The sequence below is a fragment of the Streptomyces sp. NPDC006294 genome (genome assembly GCF_042870895.1).
Lineage (GTDB): Bacteria > Actinomycetota > Actinomycetes > Streptomycetales > Streptomycetaceae > Streptomyces.
This window is the reverse complement of the sequence record NZ_JBIAHV010000026.1, coordinates 1-24,554: the sequence shown is the minus strand read 5'-3', so window position 1 is coordinate 24,554 and position 24,554 is coordinate 1. Positions and strand designations below refer to the sequence as shown.

17 protein-coding genes, 1 rRNA gene and 2 pseudogenes are annotated in these 24,554 nt (G+C 73.2%); 4 read left to right on the top strand and 16 right to left on the bottom strand.

Going from position 1 to position 24,554, the window contains the following annotated elements:
• Window positions 1-89: 89 nt before the first annotated feature.
• The 4 genes from ald to ACFYOP_RS32205 all read right to left on the bottom strand — a co-directional run bounded on the left by ald (window position 90) and on the right by ACFYOP_RS32205 (window position 6,414).
• The gene (gene ald / locus ACFYOP_RS32220) at window positions 90-1,202 is read right to left on the bottom strand and encodes an alanine dehydrogenase (RefSeq protein WP_356898992.1); all 1,113 of its coding nucleotides are present in this window, start codon (window positions 1,200-1,202) and stop codon (window positions 90-92) included.
• Window positions 1,203-1,347: 145 nt separating this feature from the next.
• Window positions 1,348-3,387 carry a tetratricopeptide repeat protein gene (locus ACFYOP_RS32215; RefSeq protein WP_388453764.1) on the bottom strand — a complete coding sequence of 680 codons (2,040 nt, stop codon included), beginning with the start codon at window positions 3,385-3,387 and terminating at the stop codon, window positions 1,348-1,350.
• A gap of 677 nt (window positions 3,388-4,064) precedes the next feature.
• Window positions 4,065-4,691: an NUDIX hydrolase gene (locus tag ACFYOP_RS32210; protein ID WP_356898975.1), complete on the bottom strand. Its 627-nt coding sequence runs from the start codon at window positions 4,689-4,691 to the stop codon at window positions 4,065-4,067.
• Window positions 4,692-4,779: 88 nt separating this feature from the next.
• Window positions 4,780-6,414, bottom strand: a complete 1,635-nt coding sequence (locus ACFYOP_RS32205; protein WP_356898976.1) for a CTP synthase — start codon at window positions 6,412-6,414, stop codon at window positions 4,780-4,782.
• 545 nt (window positions 6,415-6,959) lie between these two features.
• Between ACFYOP_RS32205 and ACFYOP_RS32200 the strand changes: the two genes are divergently transcribed.
• Together ACFYOP_RS32200 and ACFYOP_RS32195 are read left to right on the top strand one after the other, a co-directional pair.
• Entirely contained in the window at window positions 6,960-8,762 is a 1,803-nt protein-coding gene (locus ACFYOP_RS32200; protein ID WP_356898994.1) for a glycoside hydrolase family 15 protein, read from the top strand.
• A 46-nt stretch (window positions 8,763-8,808) separates the two neighbouring features.
• The gene (locus ACFYOP_RS32195) at window positions 8,809-10,431 is read left to right on the top strand and encodes a PucR family transcriptional regulator (protein WP_356898977.1); all 1,623 of its coding nucleotides are present in this window, start codon (window positions 8,809-8,811) and stop codon (window positions 10,429-10,431) included.
• A 474-nt stretch (window positions 10,432-10,905) separates the two neighbouring features.
• Here ACFYOP_RS32195 and ACFYOP_RS32190 read toward each other — a convergent pair whose 3' ends face one another.
• The 5 genes from ACFYOP_RS32190 to ACFYOP_RS32170 all read right to left on the bottom strand — a co-directional run bounded on the left by ACFYOP_RS32190 (window position 10,906) and on the right by ACFYOP_RS32170 (window position 15,977).
• The gene (locus tag ACFYOP_RS32190; RefSeq protein ID WP_356898978.1) at window positions 10,906-11,976 is read right to left on the bottom strand and encodes a glycosyltransferase family 4 protein; all 1,071 of its coding nucleotides are present in this window, start codon (window positions 11,974-11,976) and stop codon (window positions 10,906-10,908) included.
• Between the two features lie 127 nt (window positions 11,977-12,103).
• Entirely contained in the window at window positions 12,104-13,831 is a 1,728-nt protein-coding gene (recN, locus tag ACFYOP_RS32185; protein ID WP_356898995.1) for a DNA repair protein RecN, read from the bottom strand.
• A gap of 124 nt (window positions 13,832-13,955) precedes the next feature.
• Window positions 13,956-14,894, bottom strand: coding sequence for an NAD kinase (locus tag ACFYOP_RS32180; protein ID WP_356898979.1), 939 nt, complete (start codon window positions 14,892-14,894; stop codon window positions 13,956-13,958).
• Entirely contained in the window at window positions 14,891-15,706 is an 816-nt protein-coding gene (locus ACFYOP_RS32175) for a TlyA family RNA methyltransferase (RefSeq protein ID WP_356898980.1), read from the bottom strand. Before ACFYOP_RS32175 ends, ACFYOP_RS32180 begins: the two co-directional genes overlap by 4 nt.
• A gap of 7 nt (window positions 15,707-15,713) precedes the next feature.
• A complete protein-coding gene (locus tag ACFYOP_RS32170) occupies window positions 15,714-15,977 on the bottom strand; it encodes a hypothetical protein (protein WP_356898981.1) in 264 nt (87 codons plus the stop codon).
• Window positions 15,978-16,019: 42 nt separating this feature from the next.
• Between ACFYOP_RS32170 and ACFYOP_RS32165 the strand changes: the two genes are divergently transcribed.
• Window positions 16,020-16,367 carry an SCP2 sterol-binding domain-containing protein gene (locus ACFYOP_RS32165; protein WP_356898982.1) on the top strand — a complete coding sequence of 116 codons (348 nt, stop codon included), beginning with the start codon at window positions 16,020-16,022 and terminating at the stop codon, window positions 16,365-16,367.
• A 416-nt stretch (window positions 16,368-16,783) separates the two neighbouring features.
• Here the strand turns inward: ACFYOP_RS32165 and ACFYOP_RS32160 are convergent.
• From ACFYOP_RS32160 to ACFYOP_RS32145, 4 genes and pseudogenes are all read right to left on the bottom strand, one after another.
• Window positions 16,784-17,584: pseudogene (locus tag ACFYOP_RS32160) on the bottom strand (ABC transporter ATP-binding protein); the annotation flags it as partial.
• Between the two features lie 65 nt (window positions 17,585-17,649).
• On the bottom strand, window positions 17,650-18,687 hold the full coding sequence (locus ACFYOP_RS32155; RefSeq protein ID WP_356898983.1) for an iron chelate uptake ABC transporter family permease subunit: 1,038 nt from the start codon (window positions 18,685-18,687) through the stop codon (window positions 17,650-17,652).
• The gene (locus ACFYOP_RS32150; RefSeq protein ID WP_356898996.1) at window positions 18,684-19,733 is read right to left on the bottom strand and encodes an iron chelate uptake ABC transporter family permease subunit; all 1,050 of its coding nucleotides are present in this window, start codon (window positions 19,731-19,733) and stop codon (window positions 18,684-18,686) included. The genes ACFYOP_RS32155 and ACFYOP_RS32150 overlap by 4 nt, the downstream gene beginning before the upstream one ends.
• A 64-nt stretch (window positions 19,734-19,797) precedes the next feature.
• Complete coding sequence (locus ACFYOP_RS32145) at window positions 19,798-20,835, bottom strand: HAD hydrolase-like protein (RefSeq protein ID WP_356898997.1); 1,038 nt, start codon at window positions 20,833-20,835, stop codon at window positions 19,798-19,800.
• Window positions 20,836-20,925: 90 nt separating this feature from the next.
• Between ACFYOP_RS32145 and ACFYOP_RS32140 the strand changes: the two genes are divergently transcribed.
• The gene (locus tag ACFYOP_RS32140) at window positions 20,926-22,206 is read left to right on the top strand and encodes a DUF1015 domain-containing protein (protein WP_356898984.1); all 1,281 of its coding nucleotides are present in this window, start codon (window positions 20,926-20,928) and stop codon (window positions 22,204-22,206) included.
• Between the two features lie 80 nt (window positions 22,207-22,286).
• On the opposite strand, the gene ACFYOP_RS32135 is transcribed toward ACFYOP_RS32140, so the two are convergent.
• From ACFYOP_RS32135 to rrf, 3 genes and pseudogenes are all read right to left on the bottom strand, one after another.
• Window positions 22,287-23,186 (bottom strand): tetratricopeptide repeat protein, encoded by a 900-nt coding sequence (locus tag ACFYOP_RS32135; RefSeq protein WP_356898998.1) that lies wholly within the window; start codon window positions 23,184-23,186, stop codon window positions 22,287-22,289.
• A gap of 150 nt (window positions 23,187-23,336) precedes the next feature.
• Window positions 23,337-24,239: pseudogene (locus ACFYOP_RS32130) on the bottom strand (hypothetical protein); the annotation flags it as partial.
• 223 nt (window positions 24,240-24,462) lie between these two features.
• A 5S ribosomal RNA gene (gene rrf, locus ACFYOP_RS32125) occupies window positions 24,463-24,554 on the bottom strand; the annotation flags it as partial.

Below are 24,554 nucleotides of genomic sequence, written 5' to 3'. Positions count from 1 at the left end.
CGCCGCAAAGCGGGCGTACACGAGTCCGGCCGGACCTCGCTCGGCAAGGTCCGGCCGGACTCGTGATGTTGACGACGCGGGTTGACCGGTCAGCCGAGCAGCGTGCTCAGCTCGACGCTCTCGAGGCCGTGCGCTTCGGCAACCTCGCGGTAAACCACCTTGCCGTCATGGGTGTTGAGACCCTTGGCGAGCGCGGCGTCACGGCGCAGTGCCTCGACCCAGCCGTTGTTGGCGAGCGACACGATGTAGGGAAGCGTGGCGTTGGTCAGCGCGTAGGTCGACGTGTTCGGCACCGCGCCCGGCATGTTGGCGACGCAGTAGAAGACCGAGTTGTGGATGTTGAACGTCGGCTCGGCGTGGGTGGTCGGACGCGAGTCCTCGAAGCAGCCACCCTGATCGATCGCAATGTCGACAAGTACACTTCCAGGCTTCATCTTGGCGACGAGCTCGTTGGTGACCAGCTTCGGCGCCTTGGCGCCGGGGATGAGGACGGCGCCGATGACGAGGTCGGCCTCGACGACGGCCTTCTCGAGCTCGAAGGCGTTGGAGACGATCGTCTGCACCTTGGTGCCGAAGATCTTGTCCGCCTCGCGGAGCTTGTTGATGTCCTTGTCGAGCAGGGTCACGTGGAAGCCCATGCCGACGGCGATCTGCGTGGCGTTCCAGCCGGAGACGCCGCCGCCGATGACCACGGCCCGGCCGGCCTGGGTGCCGGGGACGCCGCCCGGGAGCACGCCGCGGCCGCCGGCCGAGCGCATCAGGTGGTACGCGCCGACCTGCGGGGCCAGTCGGCCCGCGACCTCGGACATCGGAGCGAGCAGCGGCAGCGCGCGGTTCGCCTCGACCGTCTCGTAGGCGATCGCCGTGGTGCCGGACTCCAGCAGGGCGTCGGTGCACTCGCGGGAGGCGGCGAGGTGCAGGTAGGTGAAGAGCGTCTGGTCCTTGCGGAGGCGGTGGTACTCCTCCGCGATCGGCTCCTTGACCTTCAGCAGCAGGTCGGCGGTGGCCCAGACCTCGTCGGCGGTGGCCAGGATCTCCGCGCCCGCGGCGACGTACTCGTCATCCGTGATCGAGGAGCCGACACCGGCATTCTGCTCGACGAAGACCTGGTGTCCGTTGCGCACGAGCTCGTGCACCCCGGCCGGGGTGATGGCCACGCGGAACTCGTTGTTCTTGACCTCGCGGGGGATGCCGACCTTCACGTCGATCACGGTCCTTGACTTCAGGGGATATATCGGTCGATGACACGCGTACCCGGCTGCGTACAGGCATACCGGGACACACCACGGGAAGCCGCGGTGTTGCCAGTCTAATGAAGGATTTCCCGCTGTCTAGCCTTGCAAAGCTTTAATCTTTGAGCGCAGTGCCACGGATTTCGTAGGTTGAATCCTCTGTTCCGAGCATTCTTTCCGCGGCGGCGCGGTGCAGCCGGGCCGCCGCGGGGTCGCCGAGCCGGTCCAGGGTGTCGGCGAGCCGGAGCTGCAGCGCGGCATGGAGGCGTACGTCACCCGCCCGGCGCGCCAGCTCGATCGCCTCCTGGCAGGTGCGCAGGCACTCCTCCGGCCGCCCCGCGTACTCCTGGACCCGGGCCGCCTCGCTCAGCGCCCTTGCCTGGGACGGCAGATCGCCGGCCCTGCGGTACCCGGCGACCGCCGCCCGCCAGCTCCGCAGCGCCTCCCCGTACCGTCCCGCGTAGGTGTGCACCGCGCCCAGCCGCCCGTACAGCCGCGCCTCGTCGGCGCGCTCGCCGCGGGCCTGGCGCTGCGCGAGGGCCCTGCCGTACCAGTCGGCCGCCCGCTGCCAGTCGCCCAGCTCCTGGTACGCGCCGCCTACGGATTCCATCGCGCGGCCCGTCGCGTACGGGTCGTTCGCGGCGCGGCCGGCGTCGAGCGCGGCCCGGTAGCGGGCCAGGGCGTCCGCGGTGCGCCCGGTCTGCGCGTCGAGATCGGCGAGGTTGAGCAGCGCGGCGGCCTGTTCGCGGTGGAGCCCGCGGCGCTCGGCGACGTCCAGCACCAACTGGTGCAGCCCGTACAGCTCGGGGGCGGCCGCCTCGGTGCCCCAGTGCGCCGCCAGGGCCCTGACCAGGGCCGCGACCAGCCGGCGGGCCAGGGTGTCCAGCTCGCCGTCGTCGACGACGAGCCGCGCGGACGCCAGCAGCTCGGCCCGGCTCGCCCGAAGCCACTCCCCGGCCGCCGCCGCGGAGTCGAAGCGCAGGGCGCGCGGCAGGGCGGCCAGCTTCTTACGGGCCGGGGAGCCGAGGGGTTCGGTGGTCGCCCGGCATGCCTGGAGCCGCCGCACGGTCCGCTCCAGCATCCTGGCGCGCGCGAGCTGCACCTCGGCCGGGCGGTCCGTCGATTCCATCAGCGAGCGCAGCAGCGGCGCGAGCGCGCCCGGCACCTCGAACGACGCCCCCGCCCGGCGCACCAGCCCGAGCCCGGCGAAGCTCTCGAGGGTGTCCTGGGCGGCCGACACGGAGCAGCCGGCCAGCGCGGAGGCGGTGTGCGCGTCGGCCCGTCCGGCGGGGGCGAGCGCCAGCAGCCGCAGCGTCCGCGCGGCGGACTGCGGAAGCGACTCGTACGCCAGCCGGAACGCCCTGGCCAGCGGCCTGTCGCCGGTGGAGTGCTCGTCGCCGGGCGGCAGCGCGCGCAGCCGCTTGGCGGCGTCGGCCACGGACGCCCCTGGGCGGGCGGCCAGCCAGCCGCCGACCAGCACGAGCGCGGTGGGCTGGCCGCCGCACTCCTCGGCGACCGCCTCCGCGGCCTGCGGGTCCACCGTGATCCGCACCGATCCGGTGAAGGTGGTGAGCAGGTCGATCGCGGACTTCGCGTCCAGGCCGCCGAGGGTGCACGGCCGTACGCCGTGGATGCCGGTGAGCGGGCCCCGGGAGACGGCCACCACCAGGCAGTCGGGGTTCTGCGGCAGCAGCAGGTCGACCTGTTCGGCCTCGGTGACGTCATCGACGAGGAGCAGCATCCGGCGTACGGCCAGGGCCTCGCGCACCATCTCGGTCAGCTCGTCGTCGCCCGCGCCGGGCGGTGAGGCGATACGCAGCTTGTCGAGCAGCCCGCGCGCCGCCTCCTCCATGGGGACCGGCCGGCCGGCCGGCTCGGTCAGCCGGACCCGCAGGACGCCGTCCGGGAAGCGGTCGCCGATCGTACGGACGAGCTGCTCCGCCAGCGCGGTGCGTCCCGCGCCCGGACGCCCGGCGATCAGCAGCACGCGTGCGCGGGGGGCCTTGCGGCCGGCGAGCGTGTCGAGTCCGGCCCGCTCGATGTCGGCGACGAGGGCCTTGAGCTCCCGCTGCCGTCCGAAGAACACCCTCTCCTCAGGGTGCCCGCCGCGCTCCGCCCCGCCGGCGCGGCGGGTGTCCCGCCCTCGCGCGCCGATGGCCGGCGGCGCGACGGGCGGCGCGACGGGCGGTCGCGGCGCGGCGTCGAGCGAGCCGGGGGCGGCCGTCTCCGGCGGGTCCGCCGCATCCGCCCGCGCGGCGGCGTCCCCCTCGCCGGCGTCTGGCGCCGGGCCCGTGTCCTCGCCGTGCGCGCCGTGCGCGCCGTGCGCGCCGTCGACACCGGTGTCCCCAGCGGTCCCGCTCGTACCGGCGCCGGCCTCGCCACCGTCCTCGCGCGGGGCCGGAGACGCGGGCCCCGGCTCGGCGGAGTCCTCCGGTACGGACCCGTTCGCGGCCTCCGATCCTGCCGGGGTGTCAGCCGAGCCCGCGGCCGGCGACGGCGCGGTGCCGAGGGCGTCCGCTGCGCCGGAACGGGTCCGTCCGGTGGTGTCGGGCCGGTGGTCGGCGTGTGAACGGGCTCTGGCGACGGCCGGCCGGGACACCGCTTCGCCGGCGGTCGCCGTCTCCGCGTCGGCCGGCCGGTCGGGGCCGTCCAAGTCCAGCGCCTGATCCGTCACGGGCCACGCTCCAGTCCGCCGTGCGAGCCGAGCCCGGCGGGGCTCCGCACGGGCGGTTCGAGCGTAGTTCAGGCACCACGGCGATCCGTGCGGAGCAGGGCGGAGGCGTCGCTCGATCGGATCAACAGATCGTCACATCAGGCACGCCTTCGGGGTATTCAGGCCTCGAACGGCCGCGCCGGCCACGGCGCCTCCGCGGGACGCAGCGCGTCGAACCCGTCGCCGCCGCGCGCCGCGACCGCGGACAGCACGCCGACGACCAGGCAGGTGTTGTGGAGGTCGCCGGCGAGCACCCCGCTCACCAGCTCCTCCAGCGGCACCCGCGCCAGCTCCATGTCGGCCTCCTCCTCCGAGACCTCGAAGCGCTCGCCCTCCGCCTCCGAGAGCTCGCGGGCGAGGAAGATCCGCACGGCCTCGTCGCAGCCGCCGGGCGTGGTGTAGACGTCGGTGAGCACCCGCCAGTCCTCTGCCTTGACGTGCGCCTCCTCGTACAGCTCGCGCTGCGCGGCGTGCAGCGGGTTCTCCCCCGGCACGTCGAGCAGTCCGGCCGGGATCTCCCACAGCCGCTGGCGCACCGGGTGGCGGTACTGGCGGAGCACCAGGACCCGGCCCGCGTCGTCGAGGGCGAGCACGGCGACGGAGCCCGGGTGGACCTGGTAGTCGCGCCCCACGACCCTGCCGTCGGGCATGACGACGTCATCGGTGCGGACGCTGGTCTTGTTGCCCCGGAACGGCGTCGAGGTCGCGGTGACCTGCCAGTGCTCGGGCGTGTCCTTGATGGCCATCGAAAAGCGTCCTTCCAACCGCAGAACGGAAACCGGGGCACGGAACCCTTCGCAGGTCCGTACCCCGGTCAACCGTATCGCCTGTGCGTCAGCGTCCCGACTTGCGCTCCACGGCCGCCTTCACCAGACCGGCGAACAGCGGGTGCGGACGCGTCGGACGCGAACGCAGCTCCGGGTGCGCCTGGGTGGCGACGAGGTACGGGTGCACCTCGCGCGGGTACTCGACGTACTCGACGAGCTTGTTGTCGGGGGACGTGCCCGAGAAGAGGATGCCCGCCTTCTTCTCCAGCTCCGCCCGGTAGGCGTTGTTCACCTCGTAGCGGTGGCGGTGGCGCTCCTCGACGTACTGCTCGTCGCCGTAGACCTCGCGCACGATCGAGCCCTCCGCGAGCTTCGCCGGGTACAGGCCGAGCCGCATCGTGCCGCCCAGGTCGCCCGCGCCCTCCACGTAGGCGAGCTGCTCCTCCATGGTGGAGATCACCGGGTGGGAGGTGGCCGCGTCGAACTCGGTGGAGTTGGCGTCGGGGATCTCGGCCAGGTTGCGCGCGGCCTCGATCACGATGCACTGCAGGCCCAGACAGAGGCCGAGCAGCGGGATCTTGTTCTCGCGGGCGTACTTGATCGCGCCGACCTTGCCGTCCACGCCGCGCTCACCGAAGCCGCCGGGGATGACGATCGCGTCGACGTCGCCGAGCTGCTTCTGCGCGCCCGCCGGCGTCCGGCACTCGTCGGAGGTGACCCACTTGACCTTGACGCGGGCCCTGTTGGCGAAACCGCCGGCGCGCATCGCCTCGGTGACCGACAGATACGCGTCGGGCAGGTCGATGTACTTGCCGACGAGCGCGACGCTGACCTCGTGGTCCGGCTTGTGGACCCGGTCGAGCAGGTCCTCCCACACCGTCCAGTCCACGTCGCGGAACGGCAGGTCGAGCTTGCGCACGACGTACGCGTCGAGGCCCTCGGTGTGCAGCACCTTGGGGATGTCGTAGATCGACTTGGCGTCGATGGCGGCGACGACCGCGGCCTCGTCGACGTCACACATCAGCGAGATCTTGCGCTTGATCGCGGTCGGCACCTCACGGTCGGCGCGCAGCACGATCGCGTCGGGCTGGATGCCGATGTTGCGCAGCGCGGCGACGGAGTGCTGCGTCGGCTTGGTCTTCAGCTCGCCGGACGGGCCGATGTAGGGCAGCAGCGAGATGTGCACGACGAAGACGTTGTCCCGGCCGACCTCGTGGCGCACCTGGCGGACGGTCTCCAGGAACGGCAGCGACTCGATGTCGCCGACCGTGCCGCCGACCTCGGTGATGACGACGTCGACGTCGTCGGTCGCCATCCGGCGGATCCGGGACTTGATCTCGTTGGTGATGTGCGGGATGACCTGCACGGTGTCGCCCAGGTACTCGCCGCGCCGCTCCTTGGCGATGACCTGCGAGTAGACCTGGCCGGTGGTGACGTTGGCCGAGCCGTCGAGGTCGACGTCGAGGAAGCGCTCGTAGTGGCCGATGTCCAGGTCGGTCTCGGCGCCGTCGTTGGTGACGAAGACCTCACCGTGCTGGAACGGGTTCATCGTGCCGGGGTCTACGTTGAGGTACGGGTCGAGCTTCTGCATCGTGACCCGCAGGCCGCGCGCCTTGAGCAGCTGGCCCAGGCTGGAGGCCGTGAGGCCCTTGCCGAGGGAGGAGGCGACACCCCCGGTGACGAAGATGTGCTTGGTCGTCATGGCTGTGCTGTTTCGAAAAGCAGCGGGCGGCATCGCCAAGAGGGGGCTCCCGTGGTCGCTAAGTGAGGTGCGTGTCGGCCGCCGACCCGGATCCGGGGGTGCCGTCGCTGCGGTTTCGGTGCCTTGCGGCCACCGGTCCACGGGGTACCAGGGTATCAGCGCCATGGAGGGGTCGCCTCCGGCCACGCCTCCGCACGCGGCCGGAGGGTGCGCGGAGGTACCGTGACGACAGGTGTGGGAGCCGCTCATCGCAGAAGACCGTCCGCTCAGCCGTTCGGCGCACCCATGTTGCCGGGACACCCACACAGATCACCGGCGTGCGTCGTATCCTGCTCGGACACTCGCTGCCGAGCCGGACGTGTGAACGGCCTCCATCCCCTGACCGTCACGCGGACATCGGCGCCCCCACCAGGCAGTGGCATCGCCTCCCGCGTGGTGTTTTTGGGGTAGCCACGGCTCGTCGACGACTCTTGACCCCAAGGAAACCGCAGAAACCGCAGCAAGCGCCCCGCGGGGCGGACGTGGCCGTTCGACTGGAGATGCACGTGGCCGGGCGCATCGAGGATTACGCACTCATCGGAGACATGCAGACCGCAGCGCTGGTCTGCCGGGACGGCACGGTCGACTGGCTGTGCCTGCCCCGCTTCGACTCCCAGGCCATCTTCGCCGGGCTGCTGGGCACCGAGGAGCACGGCTTCTGGCGGCTGGGGCCGGCGTACGGCACCCATTCCCAGGCGCCGGCCGCGACCCGCCGCGAGTACCGCGGCGACTCCCTGATCCTGGAATCGGAGTGGGACACCCCGCGCGGCACCGTCCGCGTGACCGATTTCATGCCGCCCCGTGACGGCGCCCCGCAGTTGATCCGGATCGTGGAGGGCGTCTCCGGCCGGGTGCCGATGCGTTCCGCCCTGCGGATGCGCTTCAGCTACGGACGGATCGTGCCGTGGGTCCACAAGGTGGACAACCGCACGGTCGGCGTCGCGGGCCCCGACTCGGTGTGGCTCGACGCCGACACGGACACGTACGGCAAAGACCTCACGACCTACTCGGACTTCACCGTCGGCCCCGGCGACCGGCTCACCTTCACGCTCAGCTGGCAGCCCTCCCACAAGGAGCCGCCGGCCCTCCCGGACCCGGCGGGCTCCCTGGAGGCGACCGTCGAGTTCTGGCGCGACTGGATCGACCACTGCACGTACCACGGCCCCTACCGGGAGGCCGTGGTCCGCTCGCTGATCACGCTGAAGGCCCTGACGTACGCCCCGACCGGCGGCATCGTCGCCGCGCCGACCACCTCCCTCCCGGAGGAGATCGGCGGCGTCCGCAACTGGGACTACCGCTACACCTGGCTGCGGGACGCGGCGATCACCCTCTCCTCGCTGCTGCGCACCGGCTACCGCGAAGAGGCCCGTGCCTGGCGCGAGTGGCTGCTGCGCGCCGTCGCCGGCGACCCGGAGAACCTGCAGATCATGTACGGCATCGCGGGCGAGCGCGAGCTCGGCGAGGCGGAGCTCGACTGGCTGCCCGGCTACGAGAACTCGGGACCGGTGCGCGTCGGCAACGGCGCGGCGCACCAGCTCCAGCTCGACGTGTACGGCGAGGTCACCGAGGCCCTGCACCTCGCGCACATGACGGGCCTGGCCCGCAACGACTACGCGTCCCTGCTCCAGCTCAAGCTGATCCGCTACCTGGAGAAGCACTGGGACCAGCCCGACGAGGGCATCTGGGAGGTCCGCGGGCCACGCCGCCACTTCGTGCACTCGAAGGTGATGGCGTGGGTCGCCGTCGACCGCACGATCAAGCTGATCGAGTCCGGCGACGCGGACGGGCCGCTGGAGCGCTGGATCGAACTGCGCGACGAGATCCACCGGGACGTCTGCGAGAAGGGCTACGACCCCGAGCGCAACACCTTCACCCAGTCGTACGGCTCGAAGGAGCTGGACGCGTCCCTGCTGCTGATCCCGCAGATGGGCTTCCTGCCGCCCGACGACAAGCGCGTCATCGGCACCATCGAGGCGATCCAGCGCGAGCTGTCCACCGACGACGGTTTCATCCTGCGGTACCCGACGGAGGGCGCGGACGAGGGCGTCGACGGTCTGCCCGGCGACGAGGGCGCGTTCCTGGCGTGCTCGTTCTGGATGGCGGACGACCTGGCGATGATCGGACGGGTGGACGAGGCGCGGCGGCTGTTCGAGAAGCTGCTGTCGCTCCGCAACGACCTCGGTCTCCTCGCGGAGGAGTGGGACCCGCGACTCCAGCGCCAGGTGGGCAACTTCCCGCAGGCGTTCAGCCACGTGCCGCTGATCGACACCGCCCTGCGGCTGACCGCATCCGGGGCGTACGGCGGTTAGGCCCGCTGTTGGCCTGGGAACTGGCTCGCCGGTAGCGTCCACAGCCATGGAAACGCAGGGCGGCATCACCGTACGGCGGGCGCTCGAGCTGCCCGGCCTCCGCAGCGGGCTCCCGGAGGTCCTCGCGGGGGCCGACCGGCTGGAGCGCGCCGTGCGCTGGGTGCACGCCGGCGAGGTGCCGAACATCGCCTCGCTGCTCAAGGGCGGCGAGCTGCTGCTGACCACCGGTCTCGGCCTGGGCACCCGCCCGGCCGAGCAGCGTGCCTTCGTGCACCGGCTCGCCGAACGCGGCATCGCGGCGCTCGTCGTCGAGCTCGGGCCCCGGTTCTCCCGGCTGCCGGCCTCGATCGTGGAGGCCGCACGGGCGGCCGGGCTGCCGCTGGTCCAACTGCACCGCGAGGTGCCGTTCGTGACGGTGACCGAAGAGATCCACACCGAGATCGTCAACGGCCACTACGCCCTGCTCCAGCAGGCGGAGGAGGTCCACCGCCGCTGCACCGAGGCCCTCCTCGGCGGGGGCGGCGTGCCCGAAGTGCTCGGCATCCTCGCGTCCTTCACCGGCGACCCGGTGTTCCTCGAGACGCCCGACGGCCGGCTGCTGTACGCCGCCGACCTGCCGGGCGCCGAGTCCGCGCCGGCCGACCCCCTCCAGGTGTGGGAGGGCCTGCGCGGCGGCCGTCAGGACGGGCCGCCGGCGAACGCCGTCCTCGTCGACGTGCCCGGCGGCGGCCGCGGGGCCGGTGCGGTCCGGGCCCGGCTGGTGCTGCTGGCCGTCTCCTCCCCGCTGCTGCCCGTGCACCGGATGGCGGCGGAGCGGGCGGCGGGCATCCTCGCCGTCGTCCTCATGCAGGCCCGCCAGGAGGAGGAGCTCGCGGCCCGCGGCCGCGGCGACTTCCTCACCGACCTGGCGGAGGGCCGCATCGCCCCGGACGCCGCGCCCGCGCAGGCCCGCGTCCTCGGCTTCAAGCCGGGCGCCGGGCCGCTGCTGCCGGTCGTCATGCGGCTCGCGGCCGAACTGACGCCGACGGGCAACTGGGCGGTGCTCGCCCGCGCCGTGTCCGAGGAGCTGTCGTCGCTCGGGGTGCCCGTACTCCTCGGCGTACGGCCCGTGGAGGGCCGGGTGCCGCTCCTCGTCGGCCTGCGCGCCGAGACCGACCGGGCCGCCGTCGCCGACCGGGTCGCGGACGCGCTGCGCGCCGGTGTGGCCCGCGCGGGGCTCGAACGGGCGGGCGCGCACCCTCCGGTGGTCGTGGTCGCCGCGGCGGGCGGCTGGGCCGCGACGGGCGCGGCGCTCCGGCACGCCTCGGAGACGGCGACCGCGGCGCAGGGCCTGGACGACCGACCCTGGTACGACGCCCGCCGCCTCGACATCGACCTGCTGCTGTGGCGACTGCGCGAACACCCGGACCTGGCGGCGTTCGTCGACCGCGCCATCGGGCCGCTGCGGGCCCATGACGCGGCGTCAAGGCCGCCGCTGCTGCCCACGCTCGAGACGTATCTGGCCCACGCGGGGCGCAAGGCCGAGACCGCGCGGGAGCTGCATCTGAACCGTCAGACGCTGTACAACCGGCTGGCGCGGATCGGGGAGCTGCTGGGCACGGACCTGGAGGACCCGGAGACGGTCCTGGCGCTGAGCGTGGCGCTGCGGGCGCGCCGCCACGCCCGCTGACGGGGGCGCGCCCCCTCCGGTCCGTTGCGCCTGCGGCGGGCCTGTTCCCCACCCCGCCCCCTTCCCGCTGTACCGATGTGCGGCTCCGCCGCGTGGGGGGCAAGCCCCGGCCCCCGTGCCGGCGGTCCGGGCCCCGCCCGGACCCGGTACCGCGCTCCGCGCGGTGGCCTCAAACGCCGGCCGGGCTGGAGTTGCCCGGCCACTCCAGCCCGCCGGCGATTGAGACACGGGGCTCGGAGCGGAGCCCCGAGAAGACCGGCAGGCTCAGAGCCCCGCCGGATGGGGCGACTTCAGCCCCGCCGGCGATTGAGACGCGGGGCTCGGGGCAGCACCCCGACGAGACCGCCACTCCTAGCCCCGCCCGGGGGCACCTCCCACGGCCGCCAGGCCGTAGGGGGAGATTGAGGCGCGGGGCTCGGGGCGGAGCCCCGACGGGGCCGGTCGGGCCGAGAGGCAGCCGCGCCTCCGGGCGCGTCACGTGTGGGACGTCAGTTCGTCGTAGACGCTCAGGATCTGCGCCACCGTCTCGTCCTCCGTCGGCCACGTCCCGGCCTGCGCCCGCCCCGCCGCCGACAGCCGGGCACGTCGCGCCGGGTCGGCCAGGAGGCGGGTCACGGCCGACGACAGGGCGACGGAGTCCCCGTACGGCACCAGTTCCGCCGCGTCGCCTACGAGTTCCGGGACGCCGCCGACCGCCGTGGCGACCAGGGGTACGCCCAGGCGCAGCGCCTCCTGGGCGAGCAGGGAGCGGGCCTCCCAGCGGGAGGGGAGGACGGCCACGTCCGCGGCGGCCAGCAGTTCGGGGATGTCGTCGCGGCGGCCCAGCAACCGGACCTGGAGGTCCTCGTCCGTGATGCGCCGCCGGAGCGCCTCCCGGGCCGGGCCCTCGCCCGCGATCATCAGCAGGGGCGCCGGGTCCTGGCCGCTCCAGGCGCGGGCGGCGTCGAGCAGGGTGCCGTAGCCCCGGTGGCGTTCGAGCGCGCCGACGGCGAGCAGCAACGGGCGTTCGACGACGCCCAGTTCGGCGCGGAGCTTGCCGCCTTCGCCGGTCGGGGCGGACGGCGCGGCCGGGGCCGTCACGGGCGCGAGCCTGGCGTCGCGCGCGCCGCTCGCCCTGGCCCGGTCGACCAGTTCGGAGCAGGTGCCGAGGACGACCGTGGCGGACCGTGCGGCCCTGCGCTCCAGCAGCCCCAGGACCGCGGCCCGGGCGCCGCCCGCGTCGTGGGTCCTGGTGTGCCAGGTGACGACGAGCGGGACGCGGGCGCGCCGGGCGGCGCCGAGGGCCTGCGCGGCGCGTACGGCGGCGTGCAGCCCGTGCGCGTGCACCACGTCCGCCCCGGCGCACGCCGCGCGCAACGCTGCGATCGTCGCCGGCGCGAAGTCCGCGCCGGCGCCGGAGAAGTCGTAGACGTGATCGATCTCGGCGGGGGCGCACACCGTCACCCGCACGCCCCGTGCCGCCAGCCCCGAGGCCAGCGACCTGACGTGCGCGCCGCTGCCCGCACTGCCGCCGCCCAGCACTTGGACCGTACGCAGCTGTGTCACGCGCCAAGGATGCCAGCCCGTACGGACGTTCCGGGACCGTCCGGGTGTCGTGCCTGTGTACAGGACCGGGGCCGACTGACCGGGATCACTCACATGGGTGAACCCGGTCCCCGGGAGGGCGGCGGGCCTACCCGTCGGCGCGTGCCGTCGCGAGCAGTTCCTCCGCGTGGGCCCGGGCCGTCTCCGAGTTCTCCTGCCCGGCCAGCATCCGGGACAGCTCCCGCACCCGGTCCTCGCCCTCCAGGACGGTCACGCCGCTCCGGGTCACCGCGCCGTCGTCGGTCTTCTCGACCAGCAACTGGCGGTCGGCGAACGCCGCGACCTGCGGCAGATGCGTCACCACGACGACCTGCGCCGACTTGGCCAGCTTGGCGAGCCTGCGCCCGATCTCGACGGCGGCCTTGCCGCCGACGCCCGCGTCCACCTCGTCGAAGAGGTACGTCGGCACGGGGTCGGTCCCGGCGAAGACGACCTCCACGGCGAGCATCACCCGGGAGAGCTCACCGCCCGAGGCGCCCTTGGCGATCGGCCGCGCCGGGGCCCCGGGGTGCGGGGCGAGCAGCAGCTCGACCTCGTCTGCGCCGTGCGGCCCGTACGCCACCGGCCGCCCGCCGACCTCGACGCCCTCCGGATCCTCGGTCTGGCGGATCGCGAACGACACCCGGGCGTGCGGCATCGCCAGCGAGGCCAGCTCCCGGGTCACCGCCTCCGCGAAGCGTGCCGCGGCCTCGGTGCGGGCGTCCGTCAACGCCTGTGCCAGTCCGGACAGTTCGTCGCGCAGGGCGTCCCGCTCGGCGGTGAGCCCGCCGATCCGGTCGTCGTCGCTCTCGAGCTCGGTGAGCCGGCCGGCGCCCTGCTCCGCCCAGGCGAGCACGGCGGCCGCGTCGCCGTCGTACCCGCCGTACTTGCGGATGAGCTGTGTCAGCGCGGCCCGGCGTTCCTCCACGGCGGCGAGCCGCAGCGGGTCGGCGTCGAGGTTGTCGGCGTATCCGGCCAGCTCGCCGGCCACGTCACCGAGCAGGATGGAGATCTCGCCGATCCGGTCGGCGAGAGCGGCGAGCGCCGGGTCGTGGGCGCGTACGGCGTCCAGCGCCCGTCCCGCACCGGCGACGAGCGTCGTGGCGTCCACGACCTCCGGGTCCTCCGGATTGCCCGCGAGGGCGGCGTGCGCGACGGACGCGGCGGACGCGAGCGCCTCCGCGTGGCCGAGCCGCTCCGCCTCCGCGGCGAGCTCCACGTCCTCCCCGGCACGCGGCTCGACGGCGGCGACCTCGCCGAGCCCGAAGCGCAGCAGGTCCGCCTCCTGGGCCCGCTCGCGCGCCCGGGTGGTCAGCTCCTCCAGTTCGACGCTGACGGCGCGCAGCCGCCGGTACGCGGCCGCGTACTTGGCGTGCGGGCCGGACACGGCGGCGCCCGCGTACCGGTCGAGGGCCTCCCGCTGCCGGGCGGGTCTCAGCAGGCCCTGCTGGTCCGTCTGGCCGTGCACGGCGACGAGTTCGTCGGCGAGTTCGGACAGCATGCCCACCGGCACGGAGCGCCCGCCGAGATGGGCGCGCGAGCGCCCCTCCGCGGAAACGGTCCGGCTGATCAGCAGTGTGCCGTCGTCGAGCTCGGCCCCGGCCTCCTCCGCGCGGATCGCGGCCGCGGAGTCGGGGGACACCCTGATCCGCCCCTCGACCACGGCCGACTTCGCGCCGATCCGCACCAGCGCGGGGTCGGCGCGCCCGCCGAGCAGCAGCCCCAGGCTGGTGACGACCATCGTCTTGCCGGCGCCCGTCTCGCCGGTCACCGCCGTGAAACCGGGTGACAGCTCGACAACCGCATCGTCGATGACCCCGAGTGACCGTATCCGCATCTCCTCCAACACGGACACGACCATACGAGGTCCGGCGGCCGGTGTGCGACGGACCCCGGCGTCGGATTCACTCTCCCGGGCAATCCGCGGCCCGCGCACCGGCCCGCACCGCCCCCGCGCCCGCCTAGTCCGGTGCGCCGCGCCAGCCGGAGACGGGGAGGGCGAACTTGGCCACGAGCCGGTCCGTGAACGACGCGTGGTGCAGCCGGGCCAGGCGTACCGGCACGGCGCCCCGCCGCACCTCCACACGCGCCGCGTGCGGCAGTTCGACGGTCCGGCGGCCGTCGCACCACAGCACCCCGTGCGGGGTGTGCGGCTGCACCTCGACCGCCAGCACCGACTTCGGCGAGGTCACCAGCGGCTTGGCGAACAGCGCGTGCGCGCTGATCGGCACCATCAGGAGCGCCTCCACCTCGGGCCAGACCACCGGCCCGCCGGCCGAGAAGGCGTACGCCGTCGAACCGGTCGGGGTCGCGCACACGATGCCGTCGCAGCCGAAGCCGGTGGCCGGCCGGCCGTCGATCTCGAGGACGACCTCGAGCATCCGCTCGGGCGAGACCTTCTGCACGGCGGCCTCGTTCAGCGCCCAGTCCCGGTGCACGATGTCGCCGTTGCTGCGTACGACGACGTCGATGGTCATCCGTTCCTCGACCTCGTAGGCGCGCGTCACGACCCGGTCGACGACCTTGTCGAGGTCGTCGCGCTCGGCCTCCGCGAGGAAGCCGACGCGCCCGAGGTTGACGCCGAGCATCGGCACGCCCGACGCGCGGGCGAACTCGGCGCCGCGCAGCAGCGTCCCGTCGCCGCCGAGGACGATCAGCAACTCGCAGCCGTCGAGCACCTCTGGGGTCGCGTCGGTCACGGTCTCGACCGCCGACGGCAGCGGCAAGTCGACGGCCTCCGCCGCCAGCACGCGTACGCCGATGCCGCTGCGCACCAGCCCCTGGACGACGAGCTCGGCGCTGCGGATCGCCGCGGGCCGTCCCGTGTGGGCGAGCAGGAAAACAGTGCGTCTCGAAGTGTTGCCGCCTGTGCCCGGTGTCGTTCCTGATGTCGTGGTCAACGAGGTCCCTCCGCCACTGCGCGGTCGACGTCCGCCGGATCGAGCTCGGGCGCGCCGGCCCGGAGCCACAGAAAGTATTCGACGTTGCCGGAGGGTCCCGGCAGGGGGCTCGCGGTCACGCCGCACACCCCGAGCCCGAGCCCCGCCGCCCGCTGCGCGACGGCCCGCACGGCCTCGGCCCGCAGTTCGGGACTGCGCACCACTCCGCCGCTGCCGAGGCGCTCCTTGCCGACCTCGAACTGCGGCTTGACCATGAGCACGAGGTCCGCGTCGGGCGCGCTGCAGTTCACCAGCGCGGGCAGTACGAGCCCGAGCGGGATGAACGACAGATCACCCACCACCAGGTCCACCGGCACTCCGTCGATCGTCTCCAACGTCATTTCTCGTACGTTGGTACGGTCCTTGACGGTGACGCGTTCATCACTCTGCAGGGACCAGGCGAGCTGCCCGTAGCCGACGTCCACGGCGACGACGTGCGCGACGCCGGCGCGCAGCAGCACATCGGTGAAGCCTCCGGTCGACGCACCGGCGTCCAGCGCCCGCCGGCCCTTCACCTGAAGACCGAGCGGCGTGAACGCGGCGAGCGCGCCCGCGAGCTTGTGGCCGCCGCGCGACACGTAGTCCGGGTCGCTGTCGTCGGCCGTGACGACGATCGCGGCGCTCGTCTCCACCTGGGTGGCGGACTTGGTCGCCGTGTTGCGGCCGACGGTCACCCGTCCCGCGGCGATCAGCTGGCTGGCGTGCTCGCGCGAGCGCGCGAGCTTCCGGCGTACCAGCTCTGCGTCGAGACGGCGGCGGGCGACTCCAGCCACGTGCGGTTCAGCTCCTGTGGTCGTGCGGTTCCGGCCGGGGCCCCGGACGGGTGTCCAGCGCGGTCAGCGCGTCCCTGAGCCCTCGGTGTACATCCTCGTACACCTCGAGGTGTCCGTCCGCGGCCAGGTGGTCGACATCGGCCAGTCGCCCGAGCAGCGCGTCGACGGCGGCGTCACCGGTGGGGACGCGGGGCACGCCGAGCGGTGCCGGATCGACGGGGTCGACGAGGTCCGCGGGCTCCGGCTCCGGCTCCGGCATCGAGTCGCTCATGCCCAGACGCTACCGCGAAGCCCTGCGGTACCGTCGCTGCCGATGGCCACCACGCAGGAGTGCCTCTGCGCGCTCGACAAACTTTCGGACAACCTGGCGAACTCGAACGGCGACGTACGCAGTGCCGCGGCGCTCGACCGTTCCGTCAGCTGCCACATCACGGACCTGGACGTCACGTTCGCCGGCCGTCTGGTGAACGGCCGGATCGACGTGACGGACACCACGCAGGGCCCGCCGCGGGACAGGGCCCAGATCCGGCTGGCGATGGCCGGGGACGACCTGGTGGCACTGGTGGACGGCTCCCTGAACTTCACGAAGGCGTGGGCGTCGGGCCGGGTCCGCCTGGAGGCGGGCGTCCGCGACCTCCTCCGCCTGCGCAAGCTCTTGTAGCCGGAAGGGCCGGGCTTGTCACTTGCCGGTCTTGTCGGGGCTCTGCCCCGAGCCACGCGCCTCAATCGCCGGCGAGGCTGAAGTTGGCCGCCCGGCGAGCCTGATGCCGCGCAGCGATACCGGTCCGGCCGGCACACCCAGCGCGTCGCCCGGGGTCCGGGAGCCCTGGGGCAGCGCCCCGACACTCAGGCGCGGGGGCCGACCCGCCCCCGGCCGGCACACCCGGCCTCGTCGGCGCTTGAGGCGCGGGGGTCCGGGGGCGGACCCCCCGAAACGGGGTCCGGGGCGGAGCCCCGGTTGCGGGAAGGGGCGGGGAGGGGAACAGGCCCCGCGCAGCGGCCCCGTGCCGGAGCCGGTACCGCCCCCGAGGGCGCGCCCCCGGCACGCCCCGCCCCGTTACCCCACCCCCGCTCCGTTCCCCTCCGCGCCGCCGGAATCACCAGCGGCGTCCCCGACTCCGGGTCCTCGATGATCTGGCTCTTCACGCCGAAGACCTGTTCCACCAGCTCCGCCGTGACCACCTCCGCCGGCGGCCCCTCCGCCACCACCCTGCCGTCGCGCAGCGCGACGAGGTGCGTGGCGTAGCGCGCGGCCTGGTTGAGGTCGTGCAGGACCGCGACCAGCGTGCGGCCCTGCGTCTCATGCAGCTCGGCGCACAGGTCGAGCACCTCAAGCTGGTGCTGGATGTCCAGATACGTCGTCGGCTCGTCGAGCAGCAGCAGCGGGGTCTGCTGCGCGAGGGCCATCGCGATCCAGACCCGCTGACGCTGCCCGCCGGACAGCTCGTCGACGTAGCGGTCCGCCAGCTCCCCGACCCGCGTCGCGGCCATCGACTCCTCGACGACGCGTTCGTCGTCCGGCGACCACTGGCGCAGCAGCCCTTGGTGCGGGTAGCGCCCGCGCGCCACGAGGTCGGCGACCGTGATCCCGTCCGGGGCGATCGACGACTGCGGCAGCAGTCCCAGGGTCTTCGCGACCTTCTTGGCGGGCAGCGAGTGGATGGCCTGCCCGTCCAGCAGCACCTGCCCCCGCGTCGGCCGGAGCATCCGCGAGAGCGCACGCAGCAGCGTGGACTTGCCGCACGCGTTGGGTCCCACGATCACGGTGAAGGAGTTGTCGGGTATCTCGACCGACAGGTCCTCCGCGATGACCCGCTGGTCGTAGCCGAGGGTGACCGATTCCGCCGTGAGCCGCTGGGGCCGGCGCTTGCGCTGCATCGTCGTCGTACTCCTGGGATCTGTGAGGTGCGGAACGCACTGCGAGGCGGCGGCCGATCCGGGCGTCATATCCGGCCCGCCCTGCGCTCGGTGACGAGCAGCCAGAGCAGGTATCCGCCGCCGAGCACCGCGGTGACGACGCCGACCGGCAGCATCCGGTCGCCGAAGGCGTTGGTGGCGATCCAGTCCGCGACGAGCAGCAGGGCCGCGCCCATGACGGCGGCGGCCGCCAGGTTCGGTCCCGGTGAGCGGGTGAGGCGGCGCGCCAGCTGCGGAGCACTGAGCGCCACGAAGGCGATGGGCCCGGCGGCGGCCGTGGCGACGGCCATGAACAGCACGCCGGAGCCCATGAGGACGACCCGGGTGCGTTCGACCGGCACGCCCAGCGCGTATGCCGCGTCGTCGCCCATCTCCAGCATCCGCAGGGGCCGTCCGTGCGCGAGGACGACCGGCATGAGGACCGCGCACATGCCGGCCAGCGGCCACACCTGCACCCAGTCGCGCCCGTCGAGCGACCCGGTCATCCAGAGCGTGGCCCGGGTGGCGTCCACCAGATTGGCCTTGGTGATCAGGAAGTGGATCACCGCGGTGAGCATGGCGGCGACGCCGATGCCGACGAGCACCAGCCGGAAGCCCTGCACCCCGCGCTTCCACGCGAGGGTGTAGACGGCGACGCCGGTGACCAGCCCGCCCGCGATCGCGCCGCCCGCCACGGCGAGCGAGCCGCCGCCGAAGAGCACGATCACGGTGAGCGCGCCGGCGGTCGACCCCTGCGAGAAGCCGATGACGTCCGGGCTGCCGAGCGGATTGCGGGACAGGGACTGGAAGACGGCGCCGCTGAGGGCGAGCGACGCGCCGACGAGCAGCGCCACGAGCACCCGCGGCAGCCGTACGTCCTGGACGATGAACTCCTGGGCGGCCGTGCCGTTTCCGAGGAGCGTGCCGACCACGTCGCCGAACGACATCGGGAAGTCGCCGCTGCCGATGAGGACGACCGCGACGGACGCCGCGACGGCGGCGAGCAGCAGGACGACGCCGGCCGCGCGGGAGTCGACGCGTACGGAGAAGCCGCCGGGCGTGCGCAGTGCTTTCACGGCCTTCACAGCTGGGCCATCCTCTTGCGGCGGACGAGTTGGATGAAGACCGGCCCGCCGATCAGCGCGGTGACGATGCCCACCTGGAGTTCGGAGGGCCGGGTGACGACCCTGCCCACGACGTCGGCCCCGAGCAGCAGCACGGGCGACAGGACGGCGGCGTACGGGATGATCCACCGCATGTCGGGGCCGGTGATGGCACGGACGAGATGCGGGATCATCAGCCCGATGAAGACGATCGGCCCGCAGGCCGCGGTCGCCGCCCCGCACAGCAGGGTGATGGCGGCCATCGACAGGACGCGGGTCCGGGTGAGGCGCGCGCCCAGGGAGCGGGCGGTGTCGTCGCCCATCTCCATGGCGTTCAGCGGCCGGGCCAGCAGTATGGAGAGCACCAGACCGACGGCGACGAACGGCGCGATCTTCCCGATGGTCTCCATGTCGGCGGAGGCGAGCGAGCCGACGGTCCAGAAACGCAGCCGGTCGAGCGCGGCGGCGTCGAGGAGTTGGACGGCGTTGATGTAGCCGTACAGGGCCGCGGTGGCGGCCGTGCCGGCGAGCGCGAGCCGTACGGGGGTGGCGCCGCGGCTGCCGCCGAGGACGTACACGGCGGCGGAGACCAGCGCGGCGCCGAGGAAGGCGAACCACACGTAGCCGGTGAGGGATGTGACGCCGAGGAAGCTGATGGCGGACACGACGGCCGCCGACGCTCCCGCGCTCACGCCCAACAGGCCGGGTTCGGCCAGCGGGTTGCGGGTCAGCGCCTGCATCACGGCGCCGGCGACGCCGAGGGCCGCTCCGACGACGAACCCGAGCACGGTGCGCGGCAGGCGGACATCCCTGATGATCACGTCGTTGCCGGTGCCGGTGTGGTGGAACAGCCCGTGCCACACGTCTGCGACCGGTACGGACTTGGCGCCCAGGGCGATGCTCGCGACGCAGATCAGCAGCAGGACGCCGCACGACACCAACAGCCCCGCGGCGCGCAGGGCATGCCGTTTCGGGGTGGCGGGTGCGGTTACGGGCTCCGCGCTCCGTTTGGGGGGACTGTCGACCAACACGAGGTTAGGTTAGCCTACCCTCGCCACGGTCGATCGACGGGGTGGCGGCCCCGGCCCGGCCCTACAACCCCAGCCGGGCCAGCGCTTTTCCGGCGTCGAGCGTGTGGGAACCGTCGCCCGCGCTCGTCCACGCGGCCCCGCACAGGGCGCGCAGCCCGTCCAGCGGCTCACCGTCGCCGTCGAGCGTCAGCGCCTCACCCCGCACCGAGGCCGTCCAGCCTCCGCAGCCGAACACGCCGTCCGTCTCCGCCACTTCGGGCTGCCCCGTCAGCATCCCCCGCAGATCCGCGTCCACATAGGTCGGCCGGTGCCGCGGCTCCGCGGCGAGCAGCTGCGCCGCGTCGGTGACACCGGTCAGCACGAGCAGCGAGTCGACTCCCCCGTTGAACGCCCCCTCGATGTCCGTGTCCAGCCGGTCCCCCACGACCAGCGGCCGCTTCGCCCCGGTACGCAGGATCGTCTCCTTGTGCATCGGCGGCAGCGGCTTGCCCGCGATCTGCGGCTCCGCGCCGGTCGCGATCCGTACGACCTCGACGGCCGCGCCGTTGCCCGGTGCGATGCCCCGCGGACCCGGGATCGTCAGGTCGGTGTTGGACGCGAACCACGGCACGCCCCGCGCGATCGCGTAACAGGCCTCCGCGAACCGGCCCCAGGGAAGATCGGGCCCTCCGTACCCCTGCACGACCGCCGCCGGGTCGTCGTCCGCCGACTCGACCGGCTCGAGACCGCGCTCGCGCAACGCGACCCGCAGCCCGTCGCCGCCGATGACCAGCACCCGCGACCCGGGCGGCACCTGCTCGGAGATCAGCCGGGCCACCGCCTGCGCGGAGTTGATCACGTCGCCGGCCTCCGTCGGGATGCCGAGCTCGGTCAGATGCCCGGCCACGACGTCGGGGGCCCGCAGCGCGTTGTTCGTGACGTACGCCAGATGCATGCCCTGCTCGCGGGCCGTCGCCAGCGACTCGACGGCGTACGCGATGGCCTCACCGCCCGCGTACACCACCCCGTCCAGGTCGAGCAGGGCGGTGTCGTACGCCTCGCTCAGCGCCCGCGCGCTGCCGCGCGGCCTGTTCGTGCCCTGCCGGCCCTGCTGGCTCATCCGCTTCCGCTCCTCGCTCTGGCTGCGTCCCGCCGCCGGGTCCGCTCCCCCGATCATCGCGCATCCATGTCCCACGCTTACGATGCCCTGATGAACAACGATGGTTCTGCGGCCAATGGCGGTCTGCATCTGATCCCGTTCCGTGGACTGCGCTACGTCCCCGAGCGGGTGGGCAGCCTCGCCGCAGTGACCTCACCGCCGTACGACGTGGTCGTCAGACCCGACGGCCTGCACCATCTGGAGTCGGCGGACCCGTACAACATCGTGCGGCTGATCCTGCCCCAGGCACGCACCACCGAGGATCCCCACAGCCGGGCCGCGGAGACCCTGGAACGCTGGCTGGCGGAAGGCGTCCTGGCGGCGGACGAGAAGCCCGCCCTGTACGTGTACGAGCAGCGCAGGGGCGACGTGCTGCAACGGGGTGTCATCGGGGCACTGGCCCTCTCCGAACCGGCCGCCGGCGTGGTCCTGCCGCACGAGGACGTCATGCCGGACATCGTCGCCGACCGCGCCGACCTGATGCGCACCACCGCCGCGAACCTGGAACCGCTGCTCCTCACCTACCGCAGCACCGGCAACGCGGTGGGCACCACGGCCGTCATCGAGCGCACCGTCCAGCATGCACCACTCCTGTCCACCACCACGGAGGACGGCTTCAGCCACCGTCTGTGGTGCGTCACGGACCCGGACGAAGTCGCCGAAGTTCAGGACGATCTGATGCGGCACCAGGCGATGATCGCCGACGGCCACCACCGCTGGGCGACCTATCTGCGGCTCCGTGCCGAACACCCGGCGCCCGGCCCCTGGAACTACGGTCTGGTGCTGCTCATCGACACCGCGCGCTATCCCCTCCAGGTACGGGCGATCCACCGGCTGCTGCATCGCCTCCCGGTCAGCGAGGCGCTCGCCGCCCTGACCGGCGTATGCCGCGTCCGCGACCTCGACGTGCCGCTCCCCCAGGCCCTCGACGCCCTCGCCGGCGCGGCCGCCGAGGGCAACGCGTTCCTGCTCGCCGGAGCCGGCCGCTTCCACCTCGTCGACCGGCCGGACGCCGAACTGCTCCGCCGCACGGTGCCGGCCGACCGACCGGAGGCCTGGCGCACGCTGGACGCGACGGTGCTGCACGCCACACTCCTCGAACACGTCTGGCGCACCCCGGACGCCCCGGAGCACATCACCTACATCCACGACGCCCAGGCGGCCGTCACCAAGGCGGAGCGGATCGGGGGAACGGCGGTGCTGATGCATCCGGTGAATGAGGAGGTCGTACGGGAACTGGCGCTTGAGGGCGTCACGATGCCGCGCAAGTCGACGTCGTTCGGGCCGAAGCCGGCGACGGGGCTGGTCCTCAGGAGCCTCGCGCTGGAGTGAGGCCGCGGTCCGAGGCCGGACATGAGTGAGGGCGGCACCCGTGGACCGGGTGCCGCCCTCCTTCATGTGCCGTCGGTCGACTACGCGTCGTCGCCGGGCCGCTCGTCCGTCTCAGGCTCGGCGTCGGCGGACGCGGCGGCGGCCTTGTCGTCCGTCGCGGCTTCCGCCTTGTCGTCCGCCTCGTCGGCCGCGGCGTCGTCCGGCTTGTCGTCCACAGCGTCGGCCTTGTCGGCCGCAGCGTCAGCCTTCACGTCGCCGAGTACGTCGTGGGCGTCGTGCTCGTCGTGCTCGTCGCTGAGGGCGTCGACGAACTCGACGCCGTCCATCTCGGCAAGCCGGTCGGACGCGTCGGTGGCGCCGTCCTTGTCGGCCTCGATCGTCTTCGCGAACCACTCACGGGCCTCGTCCTCCCGGCCCGCGGCGAGAAGCGCGTCGGCGTACGCGTAGCGCAGGCGCGCCGTCCAGGGCTGCATGGAGTTGGAGGCGAGCTCGGGGCTCTGCAGGGTCACGATGGCGGCATCGAGCTGCCCCATGTCCCGACGGGCTCCGGCGGCGACGAGACGCATCTCGACCTGGCTCGCCTTGTCCAGCTTCTGCACCTCCGGCTCGCCGGCCATCGCCAGCGCCCGCTCGGGCCGGCCCAGCCCGCGCTCGCAGTCCGCCATGACAGGCCACAGCTCCACGGTCCCGGTCATCCGACGGGCCGCGCGGAACTCGGCCAGCGCCTCGGAGTACTTCTGCGACGCGTACGCGGCGAAGCCGGCGGCCTCGCGCACGGCGGCGACACGGGAGGCGAGCCGCAGCGCGATGCGCGAGTAGGCGTAGGCCTGCTCGGGGTCCTCGTCGATCAGGTTCGCGACCATGACGAGGTTCCGTGCGACGTCCTCTGCGAGACCCTTCGGGAGGCTCTGCAGTTCCTGGCGGACGTCCTTGTCGATCTCGTCGCCCGTGACGTCGTCCGGGATGGGAAGCCGCTTGATGGGCTCACGGTCGGGACGGTCACGGTCGTCGCGCCGGCCGCCGTAGCCGCCGCGGTCTCCACCCCGGTCGTCACGGGAACCTCGGTAGCCGCCACGGTCGCGGTCACGGTCCCGGTCGTCGCGACGGGGGCCGCGGGAGTCACCGCGGTCGTTGTCGCGCCGGCCGTAGGTGCTGCCACCGGACCGGTCGTCGCGACGGAAGCCACCGCCGCCGGCACCGCCACCGCTGGGACGACCACCACGGTCATCACCCCGCCGGTCATCACGACGGTCATCACGCCTGTCGTCACGGCGGAATCCGCCCTGACGGTCATCACGCCGGTCGTCGCGACGGTCGTCCCTGCGGTCGTCGCGACGGAAGCCACCCGGACGCTCGTCACGACGGTCATCACGCGGACCCCGGAACCCACCACGGTCGTCATCACGGCGGAACCCACCCTGACGGTCGTCCCGACGCGGGAACCCACTCTGACCCGACCGGTCATCGCGACGGAAGCCACCGCCGCCGGCACCGCCACCGCCGGGACGACCACCACGGTCATCACCCCGCCGGTCATCACGACGGTCATCACGCCTGTCGTCACGGGGACCCCGGAATCCGCCACGGTCGTCCTCACGACGCGGGCCCCGGTACCCACCACGGTCGTTGTCACGCGCGAAGCCGGGCCGGTCACCGGAACGGTCGTCGCGACGGAAGCCGCCCTGGCGGTCGTCACGGCGGAAGCCACCGCCGCCACCGCCACCCGGGCGAGGCGAGTACGAGCCACCGCCACTGGGACGGCCACCGCGGTCACCACCTCGGTCGTCGCGGGGACCGCGGTATCCACCACGGTCGTCCTCGCGACGCGGACCGCGATCACGGTCGTCACGAGAACCACCGGTCGCCGGACGACCGCCACGGTCGTCACGACGGAAACCGCTCGTCGCCGGACGACCACCCCGGTCGTCGCGGGCACCGCCGCCGGGCGGGCGACCGCCGCGGTCGTCGCGGGAGCCTCGGAAGCCACCGCGGTCACCGCGGTCGTTGTCACGACGGGGACCACGGTCCCTGTCGTCGCGACCGCCGCGGAAGCCGCCCCTGTCACCACCGTCCTTGCGACGCGGTTCGCGTTCCGGACGATCGTCGGAAGAGTTGGGGGACATCGGCGTGACTCCTGTCATCGGGTACTACAGTCATTCTCGCGCAGCCGGCCATCGGCCGCGCTTCGTCATTCTGGGAAAAGCAAAAAGGACCCTTGGTCCAGCGTGAACGCTGGACCAAGGGTCCTGAAAGATTGTTCGGCGGCGTCCTACTCTCCCACAGGGTCCCCCCTGCAGTACCATCGGCGCTGAAAGGCTTAGCTTCCGGGTTCGGAATGTAACCGGGCG